Below are 16,586 nucleotides of genomic sequence, written 5' to 3'. Positions count from 1 at the left end.
AACTGGAAAAATGTTATAACGATTAAAATAATATTCAAGAAAACGTTTTCGAAAAACGCATTATTGATTGAAACATGTCGTTGGTTTAAAAAGTGATGCTGTTGGTTTAATTTATTTTTTTTAACAGTACGTTAAGAATAATTTTACCCCCATAACTAACAAAAATAATTTAAAAATGAGAAAAATTTTTTTAATCGTAATGGTTATTTTTACTACGCACGTTACCCTTGCGCAGTCAAAAAAAATCAGTGGTTTTGTTTCAGATGCGGCGGGTGCTCCGATACCAGGTGCAAACGTTAACGTAAAGGGTGAAACGAATGGAGCCTCAACAGATTTTGACGGTAAATTTACAATTGAAGTTAAAACTGGAGCTACACTAGTAGTTTCTTACTTGGGTTATGAAACACGAAATGTAGAAGTTGGTGAGTCTTCAACTATAGATGTAAAGTTGATTTCAGCTAGTTCTACAGCCTTGACCGAAGTTGTTGTAACTTCATTAGGGATCAAGAAATCTAAAAAGTCTTTGACTTATTCTGCACAAGAGTTAAAAGGAGAAGACTTAGTTAGAGCAAAAGACCCGAATTTAATGAATACAATTGCTGGTAAAATTGCCGGAGTTGCAGTAACTAAAAGTGCCGGTGGTACTGGAGGGTCTACAAAAGTTACTATTCGTGGAAATTCATCCACAACAAACAATAATCCTTTGTATGTTGTTGATGGAGTGCCAATGCTGAATATTTCTTCCTATCAGCCTAATGATTCATTTGGTAATACCCAAGGTGGTAACCGTGACGGTGGTGATGTGATTGGGTTGTTAAATCCAGATGATTTTGAAGGAATGACAGTTCTTAAAGGTGCTTCAGCAACTGCTTTATATGGTAGCCAAGGTGCTAGAGGAGTTGTTTTACTGACTTCAAAAAAAGCAAAAGAGGGTGTTGCTACTTTCAGAGTATCTTCTAATACTACTGTTGAAACTGCTGCTTATTTGCCAAAATTCCAAACTTCTTATATTGCTAAGCCAGGAGCAGATGAGTCATGGGGGGCTGCGCAAAGTACACCAGATCATACTAGAGACTTTTTTGAAACAGGATTAACACAAATTTCTTCTTTTGGTTTTTCTACTGGATCTCAAAATTCTGCTACTAATATTTCTTATGCTAACACTTCTGCTAATGGTATTATACCAACCAACAGTTTAAGTAAAAACAACTTCAGCATCAGACAAATGGGGAAATTCTTTGGAGACAGATTAACTGTTAATGCCAATGCAAATTACACTTCTCAATATGTTACAAACAGACCAACCAGCGGTTTGTATTTTAACCCGCTTACAGGTCTTTATTTGATGCCTAGAGGATATGATTTTAACGAATATAAAAACAATTTCGAAAAATTTGATCCTGCAAGAAACATGATGGTTCAAAATTGGATGACAAATAGAGATATTGAGCAAAATCCATATTGGGGATTAAATCGTAATAAATCTAAGGATGGCAATCAGTATATGAATGGATCTGTTGGGGTAAACTATAAAGTTAATAACTGGTTATCTGTTGGATCTAGATATAATTATGATAGAGTTACTTCACAATTTGACAAAGAAATTTATGCTTCTACTCAAGGCACTCTATCTCATGCAAATGGTAGATATATCAGTATTGATGACGTGAGTTCTCAAAATTACGGTGATTTAATTGCAACGATTAATACTAAAATCACTGAGGATCTTACATTTTTTGCAAACGTAGGCGGCAGTTTTACAAAAACGTCACTTAATGATGAAACTGTTTTAGATTCAGATCCATCTGGTTTGGGGATTACAAACTGGTTTACGCTTCATAATTTTAATTCTAATACAGGTAATTATCAAAATTACGGATTCCGTAGAGAGCAGCAATCAGTTTTTGCAGCGGCAACTTTTGGTTACAAAAATATGCTGTATCTTGATATTACAGGACGTAATGACTGGTCTTCTACATTGGCAAATACAGATGACATGTCTTTCTTTTATCCATCTATTGGTGCAACTTGGCTTATTTCTGAAACTTTTACAATGCCAGAAGCAATTTCATTTGGTAAAGTTCGCGCTTCTTATGCACAAGTTGGTAATGATGTTCCAGCATTCTATACATCTCCAACTAGTAGGTTTGTTGCAGGAACAATGAATTCCAATCCAACTGTAGGGCCAAGGCCGGGAACAAGTTTGAAACCTGAAAGCCAAGATTCTTATGAGTTAGGTACTGAATGGAGATTTGTTAATAACAGATTTGGAATAGAATTGACATATTACAATAACAAAACTAAAAATCAATTGCTTACCATTCCTGCTCCAGCTACAAATCCTGAAGGATTTCAGAATTATGCTTTCAATGGTGGTGTAATTAAAAATAATGGTATTGAAGTATTAGTTAATGCTAGAATTATCGATAATGATAAATTTAAATGGGATGCTACCGTAAATTATTCCAAAAATAATAATGAAGTTTCGGGATTACCTGATGAATTGGGTGGGTCGATTATTTTGACTGTGCCTGGAGTAAACAGTTACAGATATTCCTTAATTAACGGTCGTCCATTTGGAGTTATTGAAGGGATTAACCTTGAGAAAGATGCTCAAGGCAGAGTTTTATTAAATGAAGACGGTTCAATACAAAAAACAGGTTTCGAAGAAGTTGGAAATGCAAATCCTGATTATATGTTAGGTCTTAGTAACTCGTTCAAATATGGTAAATTATTTTTGAACTTTACAATTGATGGGCGTTTTGGAGGAGATGTAATGAGTTTGACTGAAGCAGTGAATGATAAATTTGGTGTTTCTAAAACAACTGGAGATGCTAGAGATGCTGGCGGTGTTGATATTAATGCAGTTTATGCTCCAGGTACAACAAAAGCAGGACAAGCTTTTGCAGGAAAATACAATGCAGAAAGCTACTATAGCCAAGTTGGAGGTAGAGAAGGCGCAACAGGAGAGTATGTATATAGTGCTACAAATGTAAGTTTAAGAGAATTGGCATTAGGATACACATTTGATCTTAAAAACAGCAAAATTTTCAAAACGGCTAATTTGTCTTTAGTAGGCAGAAATTTATTCTTCTTCTACAAAGACGCTCCATTTGATCCAAATATTTCTTTGAGTACAGGTAACGGTTTACAAGGGATTGATGTTTATGCAGCTCCATCTACAAGAAGTATCGGTCTTAATTTAAATGTAACTTTCTAATTCATATCATCATGATACTAAATAAAATAAAAACAACTGCTATATGTGCAACATTGCTTGTGTCAGTAAGTTGTACAAGCGATTTCAATGAATTCAACACGGATCCAACAGGGTTTACAGCCCAAAGTCTTGAACAAGATTTTAATCATGTAAGAGTTCCTTTCAGTACAGTTTTTACAGGGATTTTTAATACTTTACATTGGAAATACCAATTGCAACAAAATCTAAATGCAGACATTTGGTCTGGTTATATGGCTACTCCAACCCCTTTTAAAGGAGCTGCAGGAGATAATTCAAATTACAACTATGTTGATGGCTGGAATGGTTTTATCTGGGATTTACCTTATGTTGATGTAATGGCGAATTCACTTAAAATAGAGCAAAGAACGAAAGGCAAATACGATCAGTTCTATGCAATTTCTTTGATTCTGAAAGTGGAAGGAATGCACAGGGTTACTGATGTGTTTGGTCCAATTGTATATTCTCAATTTGGTACTACAGCTACTACAATTCCTTATGATTCACAGGAAGAGGTTTACACCAAAATGTTTTCAGAACTTGATTTTGCTGTGACAGAATTGACTAAAAGAGTAAATGCAGGTGAAGCATCAACTTTTGTGAGTACAGACATGAGCGGATATGGCGGTGATTACAAACAATGGATTAAATATGCCAATTCATTGCGTTTGCGTTTAGCTATGAGAATTGTTAAAATTAAACCAGCTATAGCAAAAACAGAAGCTGAAAAAGCAGTTAGCCAAGCTTTTGGCGTGATGACTACAAATGCAGATATTGCAAAAGTGATCATTCCTAATTATATAGATCCTATCTTGACTATATCTTCTTCTTGGGGTGATATCAGAATGTCTGCTGATATGGAATCTATAATGAATGGATATGCAGATCCTAGACTTGCTAAATACTTTAAGGAATCAGCTGATTTCCTTGGGCAATACAGAGGAGTTCGCACTGGTATTAATATGATTGCTAAGTCAGATCGTACAGGGATGTCTGAAATTGGATCAATTGTTGGATCAAATGAAAAAGTATTAATGACAACTGCCGAAGTATTTTTCTTAAGGGCAGAGGGTGCATTGCGAGGTTGGAATATGGGCGGTACTGCTCAAGCTTTATATGAAGCGGGTATAACGGCTTCATTTGCACAACATGGTGCCTCTGGAGCAGCCGCTTACATCGCTGATAATGTGAAAACGGCTAAGGATTTTGTTGATGTTAAAGATGCTGCTAATAATGGAGCAGCTGTAAATAATGTGACTATTGCTTGGGATGGAGCAGTTGCAAATGAAGTGAAATTGCAAAAAATTATTACTCAAAAATGGATTGCTAATTTCCCAGAAGGTCAAGAGGCTTGGTCTGAATACAGAAGAACTGGCTACCCTAAATTGTTCAGAGCATTGCATAATACTAGCGGAGGAACTATCACAACTGCATTTGGCCCACGTAGAGTAAATTTCGTACAGTCTGAAAAAGACGGAAACCCCGGTGGTGTCGCAACAGGGCTTGCTAAGTTAGGAGGGCCTGATAATGGTGGAACTAGACTTTGGTGGGATACAACTGGAGCTAATTTTTAATAGAATACCTAATACAAATAGTTATTTTTTATTCCAGACAGGCATATTGCCTGTCTGGATATAAAAAAGAAGAATTGAAAAATGATGCTGCAAGATTTTTTTAATTGACTAAAGGCAAAGAAGCCAACCGCTCCGATTTGTAAAGTATTTCTATTTTATTTTACGGGCTTATTACTATCGAAATTTCTTTTATTTTTTTGGAAAATAAAATTTATATATAAATAAAACTCAGGCAGTTTTATTTCAAAAACCTAATTTAGAAATAATTAAAAAGTAAGAATATATATGTATCTTTATTAAAATTTAACATTAAATAGTAGCGATACAATAACTTTTTATACAAAAAAAAATATAATAACAAAAATCATGAGAACTACATCAAACTTAGGTAAAGACATAAGCTTCAAAAAAGCAGGTCAGTTTGAAGACACCCGTTTTGAAAAAATCCATAACGTAATTTTTAAAAATGCTGCAGATGCTTCAATAATCGTTGCTCAAGAGATTGCGGACTTAATTCGTTCCAAACAAGAAAAAAATAAAAAATGTGTATTAGGTTTGGCTACTGGATCTTCTCCTATAAAAGTATACCAAGAATTGGTTCGTATGCACAAAGAGGAAGGGTTGAGTTTTGACAATGTTATTACTTTTAATTTAGATGAATACTATCCAATGCCAAAGGAAAGTAATCAGAGTTATCATTATTTCATGCACCAGCATCTTTTTAATCATGTTGACATTAGACCCGAAAATGTTAATATTCCAGATGGCACAGTTGCATTAGAAGATTTAAATCAGTTTTGTGTTGATTATGAAATGAACATTAAAAACGCTGGAGGACTTGATTTTCAGTTATTAGGAATTGGTCGTACTGGTCACGTAGGTTTTAATGAGCCTGGATCACATATCAATTCGGGAACAAGGATTATTACATTGGATCACATTACCAAAGTAGATGCTTCGGGTGATTTTAACGGAATCAGCAATGTTCCTAAAAAAGCAATTACGATGGGAGTATCAACAATTCTTAGATCTAAAAGAATTGTGTTGATGGCTTGGGGACAAAACAAAGCTTCAATTATAAAAAGAACCATTCAAGGGGATATTAGCTCTGAGGTTCCGGCTACTTTTCTGCAAAATCATAATAATACCACTTTTGTTTTAGACGAAGGAGCAGCTTCGGAATTGACACGTTTAGAAACACCTTGGTTAGTAGGTGAATGTATTTGGACAGAACAATTAAAAAGCAAGGCAATTGTTTGGCTTTGCCAGCATACTAATCAATCGATTTTAAAATTGACTGACAGAGATTATAACAATAATGGAATGTCTGATTTATTGGCAGCTGGAAGTTCTTCTTATGATTTGAATATTAATATGTTCAATGTGCTGCAGCATACCATTACTGGATGGCCAGGAGGAAAACCAAATACAGATGATTCTTACCGCCCTGAAAGAGCTAACCCAGCGAAAAAGAGAGTAATTCTTTTTAGTCCGCATCCAGATGATGATGTAATTTCTATGGGAGGAACTTTTGCAAAATTAATCAAACAGGGTCATGATGTGCATGTTGTGTATCAAACTTCAGGAAACATTGCTGTTACAGATGATGAAGCATTAAAATTTGCAGAAGTATGTAATGATTTTGTTGAAGGGGATAAAACAGGAATTAATTTTCAATCGGTAATTGATTCTATTAATTCGAAACCAATCGGGCAAAGCGACACTTTAGAAGTCCGCAAATTGAAAGGTTTGATACGAAGACGCGAGTCTTATGCTGCCACAAGACACATTGGCTTAAAAGATGAAAACACGCACTTTTTGGACATGCCGTTTTATGAAACAGGAATGGTTCAAAAGAAACCTTTAGGTCCAGATGATATTGCTGTTGTAAAAGATATTATTGAGAAAATAAAACCGCATCAGGTTTTTGCTGCAGGAGATCTTGCTGATCCTCACGGTACGCATGAAGTGTGTTTGAATGCCATTTTTGTAGCCATGAAAGCATTAAAATCTAAACCATTTATGAACGATTGCTGGTTATGGCTGTACAGAGGCGCTTGGCACGAATGGGACATTCATGAAATTGACATGGCAGTTCCATTAAGTCCGGATGAAGTGCAGTTGAAAAGACAGGCTATCTTATACCATCAATCCCAAAAAGACAGAGTGATGTTTCAAGGCAATGATTCTAGAGAATTTTGGGTTAGAGCCGAGGACAGAAATAAAAATACAGCCAAATTATACGATGATTTAGGTTTGGCGGAATATGAAGCGATTGAAGCTTTTAAACGTTTTGAATACTAATATCATATTTTTTGTTTTGTGTTAAGTTTAGTGTTGGACTCTAAGTTTTTTTGAAAAAGTCTAAGACTTGAGTTTAGCACTATTTCACATTTTTACTAACATACTTTTTTCTATCAAATGAAATATATTCTGTTTTTTTTATTTGCATCTTTTATTTCTACAGCTCAAGTTACTAAAGAGCAATTAAATATTATGCCGTGGCCTCAAAATATTAGTCTTAACGAAGGTTATTTTGCTCTAACAAAGAATTTTAAAGTAAATATTACTGGATCTCCAAATGAAAGAATATTTGTTGGAGCAACTAATTTTTTGAGACGTTTGGATGGAAGAACAGGCCTGTTTTTTAACCAAGGATTCATAACTAGCTTAAATGAAGTTCCAGATGCTCAATTGCAGATTAATTGCGTGAGAAGCGGAAAAATTGAACTTTATGAGGATGAAAGCTATTTATTGGATGTAACTCCAAGCAAGATTACTATAAATGCAACTACAGATGTTGGGGCACTACATGGTTTGGAAACGTTGCTGCAGCTTTTACAGAACACTAATAATTCGTTTTATTTTCCAGCTTCAAAAATTTCAGATTTTCCAAGATTTACTTGGAGAGGATTAATGATTGACGTAGCAAGACATTTTATGCCTGTTGATGTGATTAAAAGAAATTTGGATGGAATGGCAGCTGTTAAAATGAATGTTTTTCACTGGCATTTGGTAGATGATCAAGGTTGGAGAATTGAAATGAAAAAACACCCAAAGCTGATCCAAATGGCATCTGATGGGAATTATTATACGCAGGAAGAAATTAAAAATATTGTAAAATATGCTGCTGAAAGAGGGATCTTAGTAGTTCCGGAAATTGATGTTCCTGGTCACGGATCGGCAATTTTGACAGCTTACCCGGAAATTGGAAGTAAAGTTGAAATTTTGAATGTAGGTTCTGGTGAAAAAGGACAGCAATTAAAACAAATACAAAAGTATGATTTAGAAAGAAATGCAGGCATTTTTACGCCTACGCTTGATCCTTCAAACCCAAAAACGTATGAACTTTTAAGTTCTATTTTTGATGAAGTTTGCCCGCTGTTTCCTGGGAAGTTCTTTCATATTGGCGGAGATGAAAATGAGGGTAAAGACTGGGACTCAAATCCTAAAATTCAAGAATTTAAAAAGAAACATAATTTAGCTAATAACCACGAACTGCAGACCTACTTTACCATGCAGTTAATTCCGATGCTTAAAAAACACAATAAAACATTAATGGGCTGGGAAGAAATTATGACCAAAGATATGTCCAAAGAAGCAATAATTCATTCTTGGAAAGGATCAAACGAAGGTCTTGTGGCAGGAAAATCTTTGGTTGAAGCTGCAAAAGGAGGATATAAAACCGTTTTGTCCAATGGATACTATATTGATTTGATGTATGGGGTTGAAGATCATTATTCAATGGATCCAATGCCAAAAAATGTAACGCTGACCAATGAAGAAAAAGCAAGAATTTTGGGTGGAGAAGCTGCCATGTGGACAGAATTAGCAACTTCTGCTACAATAGACAGCAGAATTTGGCCTAGAACAGCAGCTATTGCAGAGCGTTTTTGGTCCAATGAAAATGTAACTGATATTAATAGCTTGCGCAAAAGACTGAAAATTATTTCTTTTAGATTGGAAGAGCTGGGATTGACACATATAAAAAGCAAAGAAGGATTGTTGAGAAACATCAGTAATAATCAAAAAAGTGATGCTTTGGTTGATTTGTCAAATGTTTGTGAACCGCTAAAAGGATATTCAAGGAACAGTGAGGGAACTGAATATAAAATGTATTCTCCATTAACCTTATTTGCAGATGTGTGTTCTCCGGATGCTTCTGATGCAATAGAATTTAATCAAGCGGTTGCTGATTTTTTAAATAATAAATCACTTGAAAATCAAGCTGTAATTGTAAGTTATTTAAATAAATGGATTAAAATGGATTCTGACTTAAATGTTTTGAGTACCAATGCGCCACTTGTTCAGTCACTATTACCATTATCAAAAAGTTTAAATGATATAGCAAAACAGCTTCTGCTTAAGATTGATAAGAAAGAAAATGCAGATGCTGCTACATTAAATAATTTACTTGAAAAATGCAATTCGAAAGAACATGCCGATGTTGAATTGGCAGTATATAATAGCTTGAAAAAATTAGTTCAAGCATAAAATTTAAATTCAAAAGTTAAAGTTTTAATTGTTAAGATTGAGTTTGGTTATTTGTATTTTACTATGATTTCTTTATTTTGAATTGTTATTGTTTTTCTGTGAAAACAATATTCTAAACCTGGTAATTCGTTGTCAGGTTTTTTTTACCTTAATAATTAAAGATTACTTAAGTGGTTAACTTAAATTCGGCAAAAAATAAAATCCTGTAAGAACAGAAAATTTATGTTTTTCAATGAATCCAAACCTTTTTATTTGTTTTCTAAGATTCCGTATATTGCAATATATCACTCGGTTGGCAGTCCAAAGCTTTGCAAATTAAATCTAAAGTTGAAAATCGGATTGCTTTGGCTTTATTGGTTTTAAGAATTGAAAGATTGGCAAGTGTTATCCCTACTTTTTCTGAAAGTTCAGACAATGACATTTTTCTTTTTGCCAACATTACATCTAAATTTACGATGATAGCCATATTTATACTGTTAAATTAACTTCTTCGGATAACATACTTCCTTCCTTGAAAATTTCAGCCATTATAAAAGAAAGTATAATTAGGCATGGCAAAGTAATAGAAAAACTAAAAGACATTATATGTCCATTTTTAAAACTTAACATTGAAAAACTTGATAGTATGAAAATTAAAGAAAGATATTTACCAATTTTTCTAAAAGAAGCTACATTCCTTTCTTGAAAAGTGTTTATTCTTTTTACAGATTCAAGTACATTTTGAAATTCTTTAAGACATAAAAAACTTAAAATCATGCATAAAGCAATTTCTATATAGAGAAAAAATGAAGAACCGGTAGTTAGTTTATCAATTTTATATACTTCATTATCTTCTAGTACTTTGTCATTATTCATGCTAAATTTTGATTTAGTTTCAATTTTGAATTTTAAATCTGTATTTTTTTCTATTGAAAAGTCATTGAAATTGAATTTTTTGTATGCTGAAGGATTAATTTGAAAATGAATAAAGAATCCTGTAACTATCATAAATAGGATAATATAAATTAACCTGAATGATTTGCAAATAAAGATTGACACATTAAGAAGTCTGTTTTTTGTCATGGTAAATGGTTTGTGGTTGATTAATAATTTTAATTTCAAAACAAACTTATGAAATAAAAATTGAAAAACAATATATTTTTATTGTTTTTCGATAAATAAATATTTTATAACGATAAAATTATTCTTTTTCTATAAATTATTATGACAAAAATTGGTTAAATCCAATAGTGATTTTATAACTCCATTTAACAGCTGTTGGTAGAATATTTTTTTCGACTCAAAATCAAAAAACGAACAAATCACGGAATTACTAATTAGTACTAATTTGATTATTTTTTGTACTTTTGCACAAAATTTTAATAAAAAGACATTCATGTTAACAGTCAATAATTTATCAGTTCAATTTGGCAAGCGAATTTTGTTCGACGAAGTAAATACAACCTTTACACACGGAAATATTTATGGAGTTATTGGAGCCAATGGTGCTGGAAAATCAACATTTCTTAAAATAATATCAGGTGATATGGATCCTACTTCGGGACATATTCATTTGGAACCAGGAAAACGTATGTCGGTTTTGAATCAGAACCACAATATGTTTGACGAACATACGGTATTGGAAACCGTGATGATGGGTAATAAAGTTTTGTATGCTGTTAAATCAGAGATGGATGCACTTTACCTAGATTATAATGATAAAAATGCCGATAGAATAGGGGAATTACAAGTGCAATTTGAAGAGATGAATGGCTGGAATGCTGATTCAGATGCAGCTTCAATGCTGTCAAATCTTGGAATTACAGAGGATAATCATTATACTCTAATGGGTGATTTGGAAGGTAAAATAAAAGTGAGAGTACTTTTGGCTCAAGCTCTTTTTGGAAATCCAGATTTACTAATCATGGATGAGCCTACCAATGACTTGGATTTTGAAACCATCGCTTGGTTGGAAAATTTCTTAGCAAACTATGAAAATACAGTAATTGTAGTTTCTCACGACAGACACTTCTTGGATTCAGTTTGTACACATATATCGGATATTGATTTTAGTAAAATAAATCATTATTCAGGAAATTATACTTTTTGGTATGAATCAAGTCAGTTAGCAGCTAAACAGCGTGCACAGCAAAACAAAAAAGCCGAAGAAAAGAAACAAGAATTGGAAGAATTTATTCGTCGTTTTTCTGCGAATGTGGCTAAGTCTAAGCAAGCTACTTCTCGTAAAAAAATGATTTCTAAATTAAATATTTCAGAAATCAAGCCTTCTAGCCGTCGTTATCCAGCTATCATTTTTGATCAGGATCGTGAAGCGGGAGATCAAATTTTGAACGTTCAAAATTTAAGTGCTTCTATTGATGGAGAGATTTTGTTTAAAGGGGTAGATTTGAATATGGCTAAAGGCGATAAAATTGTTCTTTTTTCAAAAGATTCGCGTGCTACAACTGCTTTTTATGAAATTTTGAATAATAATCAAAAACCAGATTCTGGAGAATTTGATTGGGGAATTACAACAAATCAAGCTTATTTACCTGCAGAAAACCATTCTTTTTTTGAAAATGATTTAACATTGGTGGATTGGCTGCGCCAATGGGCAAAAACAGAAGAAGAGCGTGACGAAGTTTTTATTAGAGGTTTCCTTGGGAAAATGATTTTTTCTGGAGAAGAAGCTTTAAAAACAAGCAGAGTATTATCAGGAGGAGAGAAAGTTCGTTGCATGCTGTCTAGAATGATGATGGAACGCGCTAATGTCTTAATGTTAGATGAGCCTACAAATCACTTGGATTTGGAATCAATTACAGCTTTCAATAATTCATTGAAAAATTATAAAGGTTCTGTGATTTTTACAACTCATGACCACGAGTTTGCTCAAACTGTTGGTAATAGAGTAGTAGAGTTAACTCCAAATGGAGTTATCGACCGTTATATGACATTTGATGAGTACTTGGATGACGAAAAAATTCAGGAACAAAGAAAGAAGATGTATTCTTAAAAAACACATAAGTCTGAATAATGATAAACTCCTGCAAAAAACTGCAGGAGTTTTTTTGTGTTTTTAAGTAAAAAGGTTAGTTTATTCTTTTTTGAAGAGCTTACTTATTATGTATAAAATAACTGCAATAACTGCAACTACAATAAATATTCCAAAATCCATGCCTGCTTTAAATATGCCTGCAATGGTTTCGCAGCTGTTCAGGGTTAAAAGAATCGTAAAAGCAAATATTAATTTAGTGATTCTGTTTTGCATACAATTTAGTTTTATAGTGTTAATTCTATAAAATTATGTTGATATCATTTATATTCATCATATAATTTAGCGATTATGTTTCATCATTTTAATTTTTAAAATCGAAAAATATTTAAATTCTCAGCGTGCAGATTCTACAATCGGAATTTGTATATTTGTTCAACTAAATCTACGGATGTTTTAAAAACGCATAAATATGGAATAAAGCATTTTTAAAATGATACTATCCCGTAATCTTTTAAAAACAAATAATTTCTAAATATGAACCAAAAAGTGTTACTCAATTCAAAAGAAGTCAATATTATTTTGAATCGTTTGGCTTGTCAATTAATTGAAAAACATCTTGACTTTTCGGACACTGTATTGATTGGAATTCAGCCTAGAGGAACTTTTTTGGCAGAACGTTTGAAAGAATTATTAGAAAAAGAATATCACTTGCCAAATGTAGCTTTAGGTTATTTGGACATTACTTTTTTTAGAGATGATTTCCGTAGGACTAATAAGCCTTTGGAAGCAAATAAAACACAAATTGATTTTTTGGTTGAAGATAAAAAAGTCATTTTTATTGATGATGTACTGTACACAGGACGAAGTATTCGTGCAGCTTTAACAGCAATTCAATCTTTTGGTAGGCCTTCAGGAATAGAGTTGCTGGCATTAATCGATAGACGTTTTAGTAGAGATTTACCCATTCAGCCCGATTATCGCGGCCGTCAAGTAGATGCTATTAATGGTGAAAAAGTAAAAGTTTGTTGGGCAGAACAAGATGGAGAAGATGGTGTTTATTTAGTGACCAATTAGATTTAGGAACAACAATAAGACCGCTTTTACCATATATTAATTATAAAAATCTGAAAAAAAATAAATTATAATGAGCGAATTAAGTGTAAATCATTTATTAGGTATTAAATATATTAATGAAAATGATATCAACCTGATTTTTGAAACTGCCGATCATTTTAAAGAAGTAATTAATCGTCCTATAAAGAAAGTGCCTTCATTGCGCGATATTACAATTGCCAATATTTTTTTTGAAAACAGTACCCGTACAAAGTTATCATTTGAATTAGCTCAAAAAAGATTATCTGCTGATGTAATTAGTTTTTCAGCGGCGCAATCTTCAGTAAAAAAAGGGGAAACATTAATTGATACCGTAAACAATATTCTTTCTATGAAAGTTGATATGGTTGTCATGAGGCATTCAAATCCTGGGTCAGCTTATTTTTTATCCAAAAATGTTAAAGCAAGTATTGTAAATGCAGGAGACGGAGCTCATGAACATCCTACCCAAGCTTTGTTGGACAGTTATTCAATTAGAGAGAAATTAGGAGATGTAGCTGGGAAAAAAGTGGTGATTGTTGGAGATATACTGCATTCTAGAGTTGCTCTTTCTAATATATATGCTTTGCAAATGCAGGGCGCCGAAGTTAAAGTCTGCGGACCAAAAACACTTATCCCAAGATATATTGAATCACTTGGAGTAACAGTTGAGTCTGATTTGCGTAAAGCATTAGAATGGTGTGATGTAGCTAATATGTTAAGGGTTCAGAATGAAAGAATGGACGTGAATTTTTTCCCATCGACCAGAGAGTATGCTCAACAGTATGGAGTAGATAAAGCTTTACTGGATTCATTAGATAAAGAAATTGTAATCATGCACCCAGGTCCAATAAACAGAGGTGTGGAAATTACAAGTGATGTTGCCGACTCTCAACAATCGGTAATTTTAAATCAAGTGGAGAATGGAGTTGCTATCAGGATGGCAGTTATCTATCTTTTGGCTTCAAAAATTAAATAAATTTTGCATACATGAAAGTTACTGCTAAAGGACATACTATTATAATTAAAGATACTGAAGGAGATATTGTAGCCTTTTTAGAAAAGATAAATAACCAATACAGTAGCTTTAAAGACCATAATCTTATTTTAGATATTACCCATGATAAATCGGTTGATGTAAAGTCAATTAAAATTTTCTCCGATTTATCCAAAAAACATAAAAAAGCAAAAAAATCATTAGTCTTGGTTGTAGAGAATATTGATTTTAATAAAGTTCCTCGATCTATTATTGTTGTGCCTACTCAATTGGAAGCTCAAGATTTAATAGAAATGGATGAAATTGAAAGAGATTTAGGTTTCTAAGATGTTTAAAATTGTTTAGAGTTTAAATGTTTAAAATTGCCGAATGATTGTACATTATTAATTTTAAGGATTAAAACTGTGTTAAACTAACTTAAACAAGTTTAAACCATTTTAAAACAATATTAAACAAAAAAAAATTGAAACTCACCATCTTAGGCTGTTATGCCGCTACTCCTCGTACTTTAACCAATCCCACTTCTCAGGTTTTAGAAATAAAAAACAGACTATTTTTGATTGACTGCGGAGAAGGAACTCAGGTTCAATTGCGTAAAAACAAATTAAAATTTTCAAAAATTAATCATGTTTTTGTTTCCCATTTGCATGGGGATCATTTTTTTGGATTAGTTGGTTTGATATCGACTTTTTCACTTTTAGGTAGAACTACGGATTTGCATATTTATGGACCAAAAGGAATAAAAGAGATAATAGATCTGCAATTAAAATTATCAAATTCATGGACAAATTATGAATTGTTTTTTCATGAATTGGAATCTAAGCAAAGTGAAATTATTTTTGAAGATGAAAAAGTAATTGTAAAGACAATTCCATTAAAGCACAGGGTTTATACCAATGGATTTTTATTTCAGGAAAAAATAGGGGAGCGCAAACTCGATTTGAATGCGGTTCAGGATTTTGAAATTGAAACCTGTTATTATCAGAATATAAAAAACGGTAAAGATATCACTCTTGATGATGGACGTGTGATTGCTAACAGTAAATTGACTTACGATCCAGATCCAGCTTTGAGTTATGCTTTTTGTTCGGATACCAAATACAATGAAGATATAATTCCAATAATTGAAAATGTTTCAGTATTGTATCATGAATCCACATTTTTAGATTCTGAAGAAAGTCTGGCTTCCAAAACAATGCATTCGACCGCCAAAGAAGCTGCCAGAATTGCTTTGAAAGCAAATGCCCAGCAATTAATTTTAGGGCATTATTCCACTCGTTATGATACTATTAATTTATTTAAAGAAGAAGCAGAAACTGTCTTTAAAGAAGTATTATTGGCTGATGATGGTAAAAGTTTTGAGTTTTAAAATGGATAGTTAGATTTATAGATTTTTAGACTGTTCGAAAGTAAATGTAAAAAAAGTATTTTCAATAATCTAAAAATCCAATAATCTAAAAATCCAATAATCTAAAAATCCAATAATCTAAAAATCCAATAATCTAAAAATCCAATAATCTAAACAATGAGTGATTTAAGCAATTATAGAAAATCATACGAAAAAAGTGAATTATTAGAATCTTCAATTCCTGAGGATCCAATAAATCTATTTAACAGATGGTTTCATGAGGTTGAAAATTTTGAAGGAAGCGGTGAAGTCAATGCAATGACAGTTTCTACAATTGGATTGGATGGTTTTCCTAAATCACGTGTCGTTTTATTAAAGAAATTTAGCGAAGAAGGATTTACTTTTTATACTAATTATAATTCTGAAAAGGGTAGGGCTATTGCTAATAATCCAAATGTGTGTCTTTCTTTTTTTTGGGAAAGTCTAGAACGTCAGGTGATTATAAAAGGAATTGCTCGAAAAACCTCTGAAAATAATTCTGATGGTTATTTTGAATCGAGACCAGATGGAAGCAAACTGGGGGCAATAGTTTCAAATCAAAGTGAGGTTGTGCCTTCAAGAACCTATCTTGAAGAAAATTTGAAACAATTAGAAAAAGAGTTTGAAGGAAAAGAAATTCTGCGTCCTCAACATTGGGGCGGTTTTTTGGTAACCCCATTGGAAGTTGAGTTTTGGCAGGGAAGACCTAATCGTCTGCATGATCGCATTCGATATAAGCTTGAGGAAGATTATTCATGGAGAATTTCTCGTTTAGCTCCGTAATATAAGAAAAATATATAGTATTTTTTTATTTTAGTGCAGTTTGTCGG

At 32.8% G+C, this 16,586-nt stretch carries 13 protein-coding genes; 10 read left to right on the top strand and 3 right to left on the bottom strand.

Translation table 11 applies throughout. The features are described from left to right. Nucleotides 1-175 precede the first annotated feature (175 nt). The 4 genes from CLU83_RS06830 to CLU83_RS06815 all read left to right on the top strand — a co-directional run bounded on the left by CLU83_RS06830 (nt 176) and on the right by CLU83_RS06815 (nt 9,306). Complete coding sequence (locus CLU83_RS06830; RefSeq protein ID WP_100430913.1) at nt 176-3,220, top strand: SusC/RagA family TonB-linked outer membrane protein; 3,045 nt, start codon at nt 176-178, stop codon at nt 3,218-3,220. Between the two features lie 11 nt (nt 3,221-3,231). Beyond that, a complete protein-coding gene (locus CLU83_RS06825; protein WP_100430912.1) occupies nt 3,232-4,812 on the top strand; it encodes a RagB/SusD family nutrient uptake outer membrane protein in 1,581 nt (526 codons plus the stop codon). A gap of 366 nt (nt 4,813-5,178) precedes the next feature. After that, nucleotides 5,179-7,116 carry a glucosamine-6-phosphate deaminase gene (gene nagB, locus CLU83_RS06820; RefSeq protein WP_100430911.1) on the top strand — a complete coding sequence of 646 codons (1,938 nt, stop codon included), beginning with the start codon at nt 5,179-5,181 and terminating at the stop codon, nt 7,114-7,116. Nucleotides 7,117-7,233: 117 nt separating this feature from the next. Further along, nucleotides 7,234-9,306, top strand: a complete 2,073-nt coding sequence (locus CLU83_RS06815) for a beta-N-acetylhexosaminidase (protein ID WP_100430910.1) — start codon at nt 7,234-7,236, stop codon at nt 9,304-9,306. 259 nt (nt 9,307-9,565) lie between these two features. Here the strand turns inward: CLU83_RS06815 and CLU83_RS06810 are convergent, their stop codons facing one another. Both CLU83_RS06810 and CLU83_RS06805 read right to left on the bottom strand, forming a co-directional pair. Further along, nucleotides 9,566-9,772, bottom strand: coding sequence for a helix-turn-helix transcriptional regulator (locus CLU83_RS06810; RefSeq protein ID WP_100430909.1), 207 nt, complete (start codon nt 9,770-9,772; stop codon nt 9,566-9,568). A 2-nt stretch (nt 9,773-9,774) separates the two neighbouring features. After that, the gene (locus tag CLU83_RS06805) at nt 9,775-10,293 is read right to left on the bottom strand and encodes a DUF2975 domain-containing protein (protein ID WP_157802022.1); all 519 of its coding nucleotides are present in this window, start codon (nt 10,291-10,293) and stop codon (nt 9,775-9,777) included. Nucleotides 10,294-10,681: 388 nt separating this feature from the next. Here CLU83_RS06805 and CLU83_RS06800 point away from each other — a divergent pair, with 388 nt between their 5' ends. After that, a complete protein-coding gene (locus CLU83_RS06800; protein ID WP_100430907.1) occupies nt 10,682-12,298 on the top strand; it encodes an ABC-F family ATP-binding cassette domain-containing protein in 1,617 nt (538 codons plus the stop codon). Between the two features lie 81 nt (nt 12,299-12,379). Here CLU83_RS06800 and CLU83_RS22255 read toward each other — a convergent pair whose 3' ends face one another. Beyond that, nucleotides 12,380-12,553, bottom strand: coding sequence for a hypothetical protein (locus CLU83_RS22255; protein WP_198512266.1), 174 nt, complete (start codon nt 12,551-12,553; stop codon nt 12,380-12,382). Nucleotides 12,554-12,814: 261 nt separating this feature from the next. Between CLU83_RS22255 and pyrR the strand changes: the two genes are divergently transcribed. The 5 genes from pyrR to pdxH all read left to right on the top strand — a co-directional run bounded on the left by pyrR (nt 12,815) and on the right by pdxH (nt 16,539). Continuing rightward, nucleotides 12,815-13,354 carry a bifunctional pyr operon transcriptional regulator/uracil phosphoribosyltransferase PyrR gene (gene pyrR, locus CLU83_RS06795; protein ID WP_100430906.1) on the top strand — a complete coding sequence of 180 codons (540 nt, stop codon included), beginning with the start codon at nt 12,815-12,817 and terminating at the stop codon, nt 13,352-13,354. Nucleotides 13,355-13,424: 70 nt separating this feature from the next. Continuing rightward, nucleotides 13,425-14,351 (top strand): aspartate carbamoyltransferase catalytic subunit, encoded by a 927-nt coding sequence (locus CLU83_RS06790; RefSeq protein ID WP_100430905.1) that lies wholly within the window; start codon nt 13,425-13,427, stop codon nt 14,349-14,351. 11 nt (nt 14,352-14,362) lie between these two features. Continuing rightward, nucleotides 14,363-14,695: a ribonuclease Z gene (locus CLU83_RS06785; RefSeq protein WP_100430904.1), complete on the top strand. Its 333-nt coding sequence runs from the start codon at nt 14,363-14,365 to the stop codon at nt 14,693-14,695. Between the two features lie 137 nt (nt 14,696-14,832). Further along, complete coding sequence (locus tag CLU83_RS06780; RefSeq protein WP_100430903.1) at nt 14,833-15,738, top strand: ribonuclease Z; 906 nt, start codon at nt 14,833-14,835, stop codon at nt 15,736-15,738. Between the two features lie 156 nt (nt 15,739-15,894). Further along, nucleotides 15,895-16,539, top strand: a complete 645-nt coding sequence (gene pdxH, locus CLU83_RS06775; protein WP_100430902.1) for a pyridoxamine 5'-phosphate oxidase — start codon at nt 15,895-15,897, stop codon at nt 16,537-16,539. The last annotated feature ends 47 nt before the right edge of the window (nt 16,540-16,586 follow it).

It is taken from the genome of Flavobacterium sp. 1, from assembly GCF_002797935.1.
GTDB lineage: Bacteria > Bacteroidota > Bacteroidia > Flavobacteriales > Flavobacteriaceae > Flavobacterium.
This window is presented reverse-complemented; position numbering and strand designations above follow the sequence as displayed.

What these genes read in the sequence shown, in the direction of transcription:
- CLU83_RS06800 (WP_100430907.1), top strand. Translation starts at nt 10,682, where the DNA reads ATGTTAACAGTCAATAATTTATCAGTTCAATTTGGCAAGCGAATTTTG.
- pdxH (WP_100430902.1), top strand. Translation starts at nt 15,895, where the DNA reads ATGAGTGATTTAAGCAATTATAGAAAATCATACGAAAAAAGTGAATTA.
- CLU83_RS06790 (WP_100430905.1), top strand. Translation starts at nt 13,425, where the DNA reads ATGAGCGAATTAAGTGTAAATCATTTATTAGGTATTAAATATATTAAT.
- CLU83_RS06810 (WP_100430909.1), bottom strand. Translation starts at nt 9,772, where the DNA reads ATGGCTATCATCGTAAATTTAGATGTAATGTTGGCAAAAAGAAAAATG.
- CLU83_RS06830 (WP_100430913.1), top strand. Translation starts at nt 176, where the DNA reads ATGAGAAAAATTTTTTTAATCGTAATGGTTATTTTTACTACGCACGTT.
- nagB (WP_100430911.1), top strand. Translation starts at nt 5,179, where the DNA reads ATGAGAACTACATCAAACTTAGGTAAAGACATAAGCTTCAAAAAAGCA.
- CLU83_RS06785 (WP_100430904.1), top strand. Translation starts at nt 14,363, where the DNA reads ATGAAAGTTACTGCTAAAGGACATACTATTATAATTAAAGATACTGAA.
- pyrR (WP_100430906.1), top strand. Translation starts at nt 12,815, where the DNA reads ATGAACCAAAAAGTGTTACTCAATTCAAAAGAAGTCAATATTATTTTG.
- CLU83_RS06815 (WP_100430910.1), top strand. Translation starts at nt 7,234, where the DNA reads ATGAAATATATTCTGTTTTTTTTATTTGCATCTTTTATTTCTACAGCT.
- CLU83_RS22255 (WP_198512266.1), bottom strand. Translation starts at nt 12,553, where the DNA reads ATGCAAAACAGAATCACTAAATTAATATTTGCTTTTACGATTCTTTTA.
- CLU83_RS06805 (WP_157802022.1), bottom strand. Translation starts at nt 10,293, where the DNA reads ATGATAGTTACAGGATTCTTTATTCATTTTCAAATTAATCCTTCAGCA.
- CLU83_RS06825 (WP_100430912.1), top strand. Translation starts at nt 3,232, where the DNA reads ATGATACTAAATAAAATAAAAACAACTGCTATATGTGCAACATTGCTT.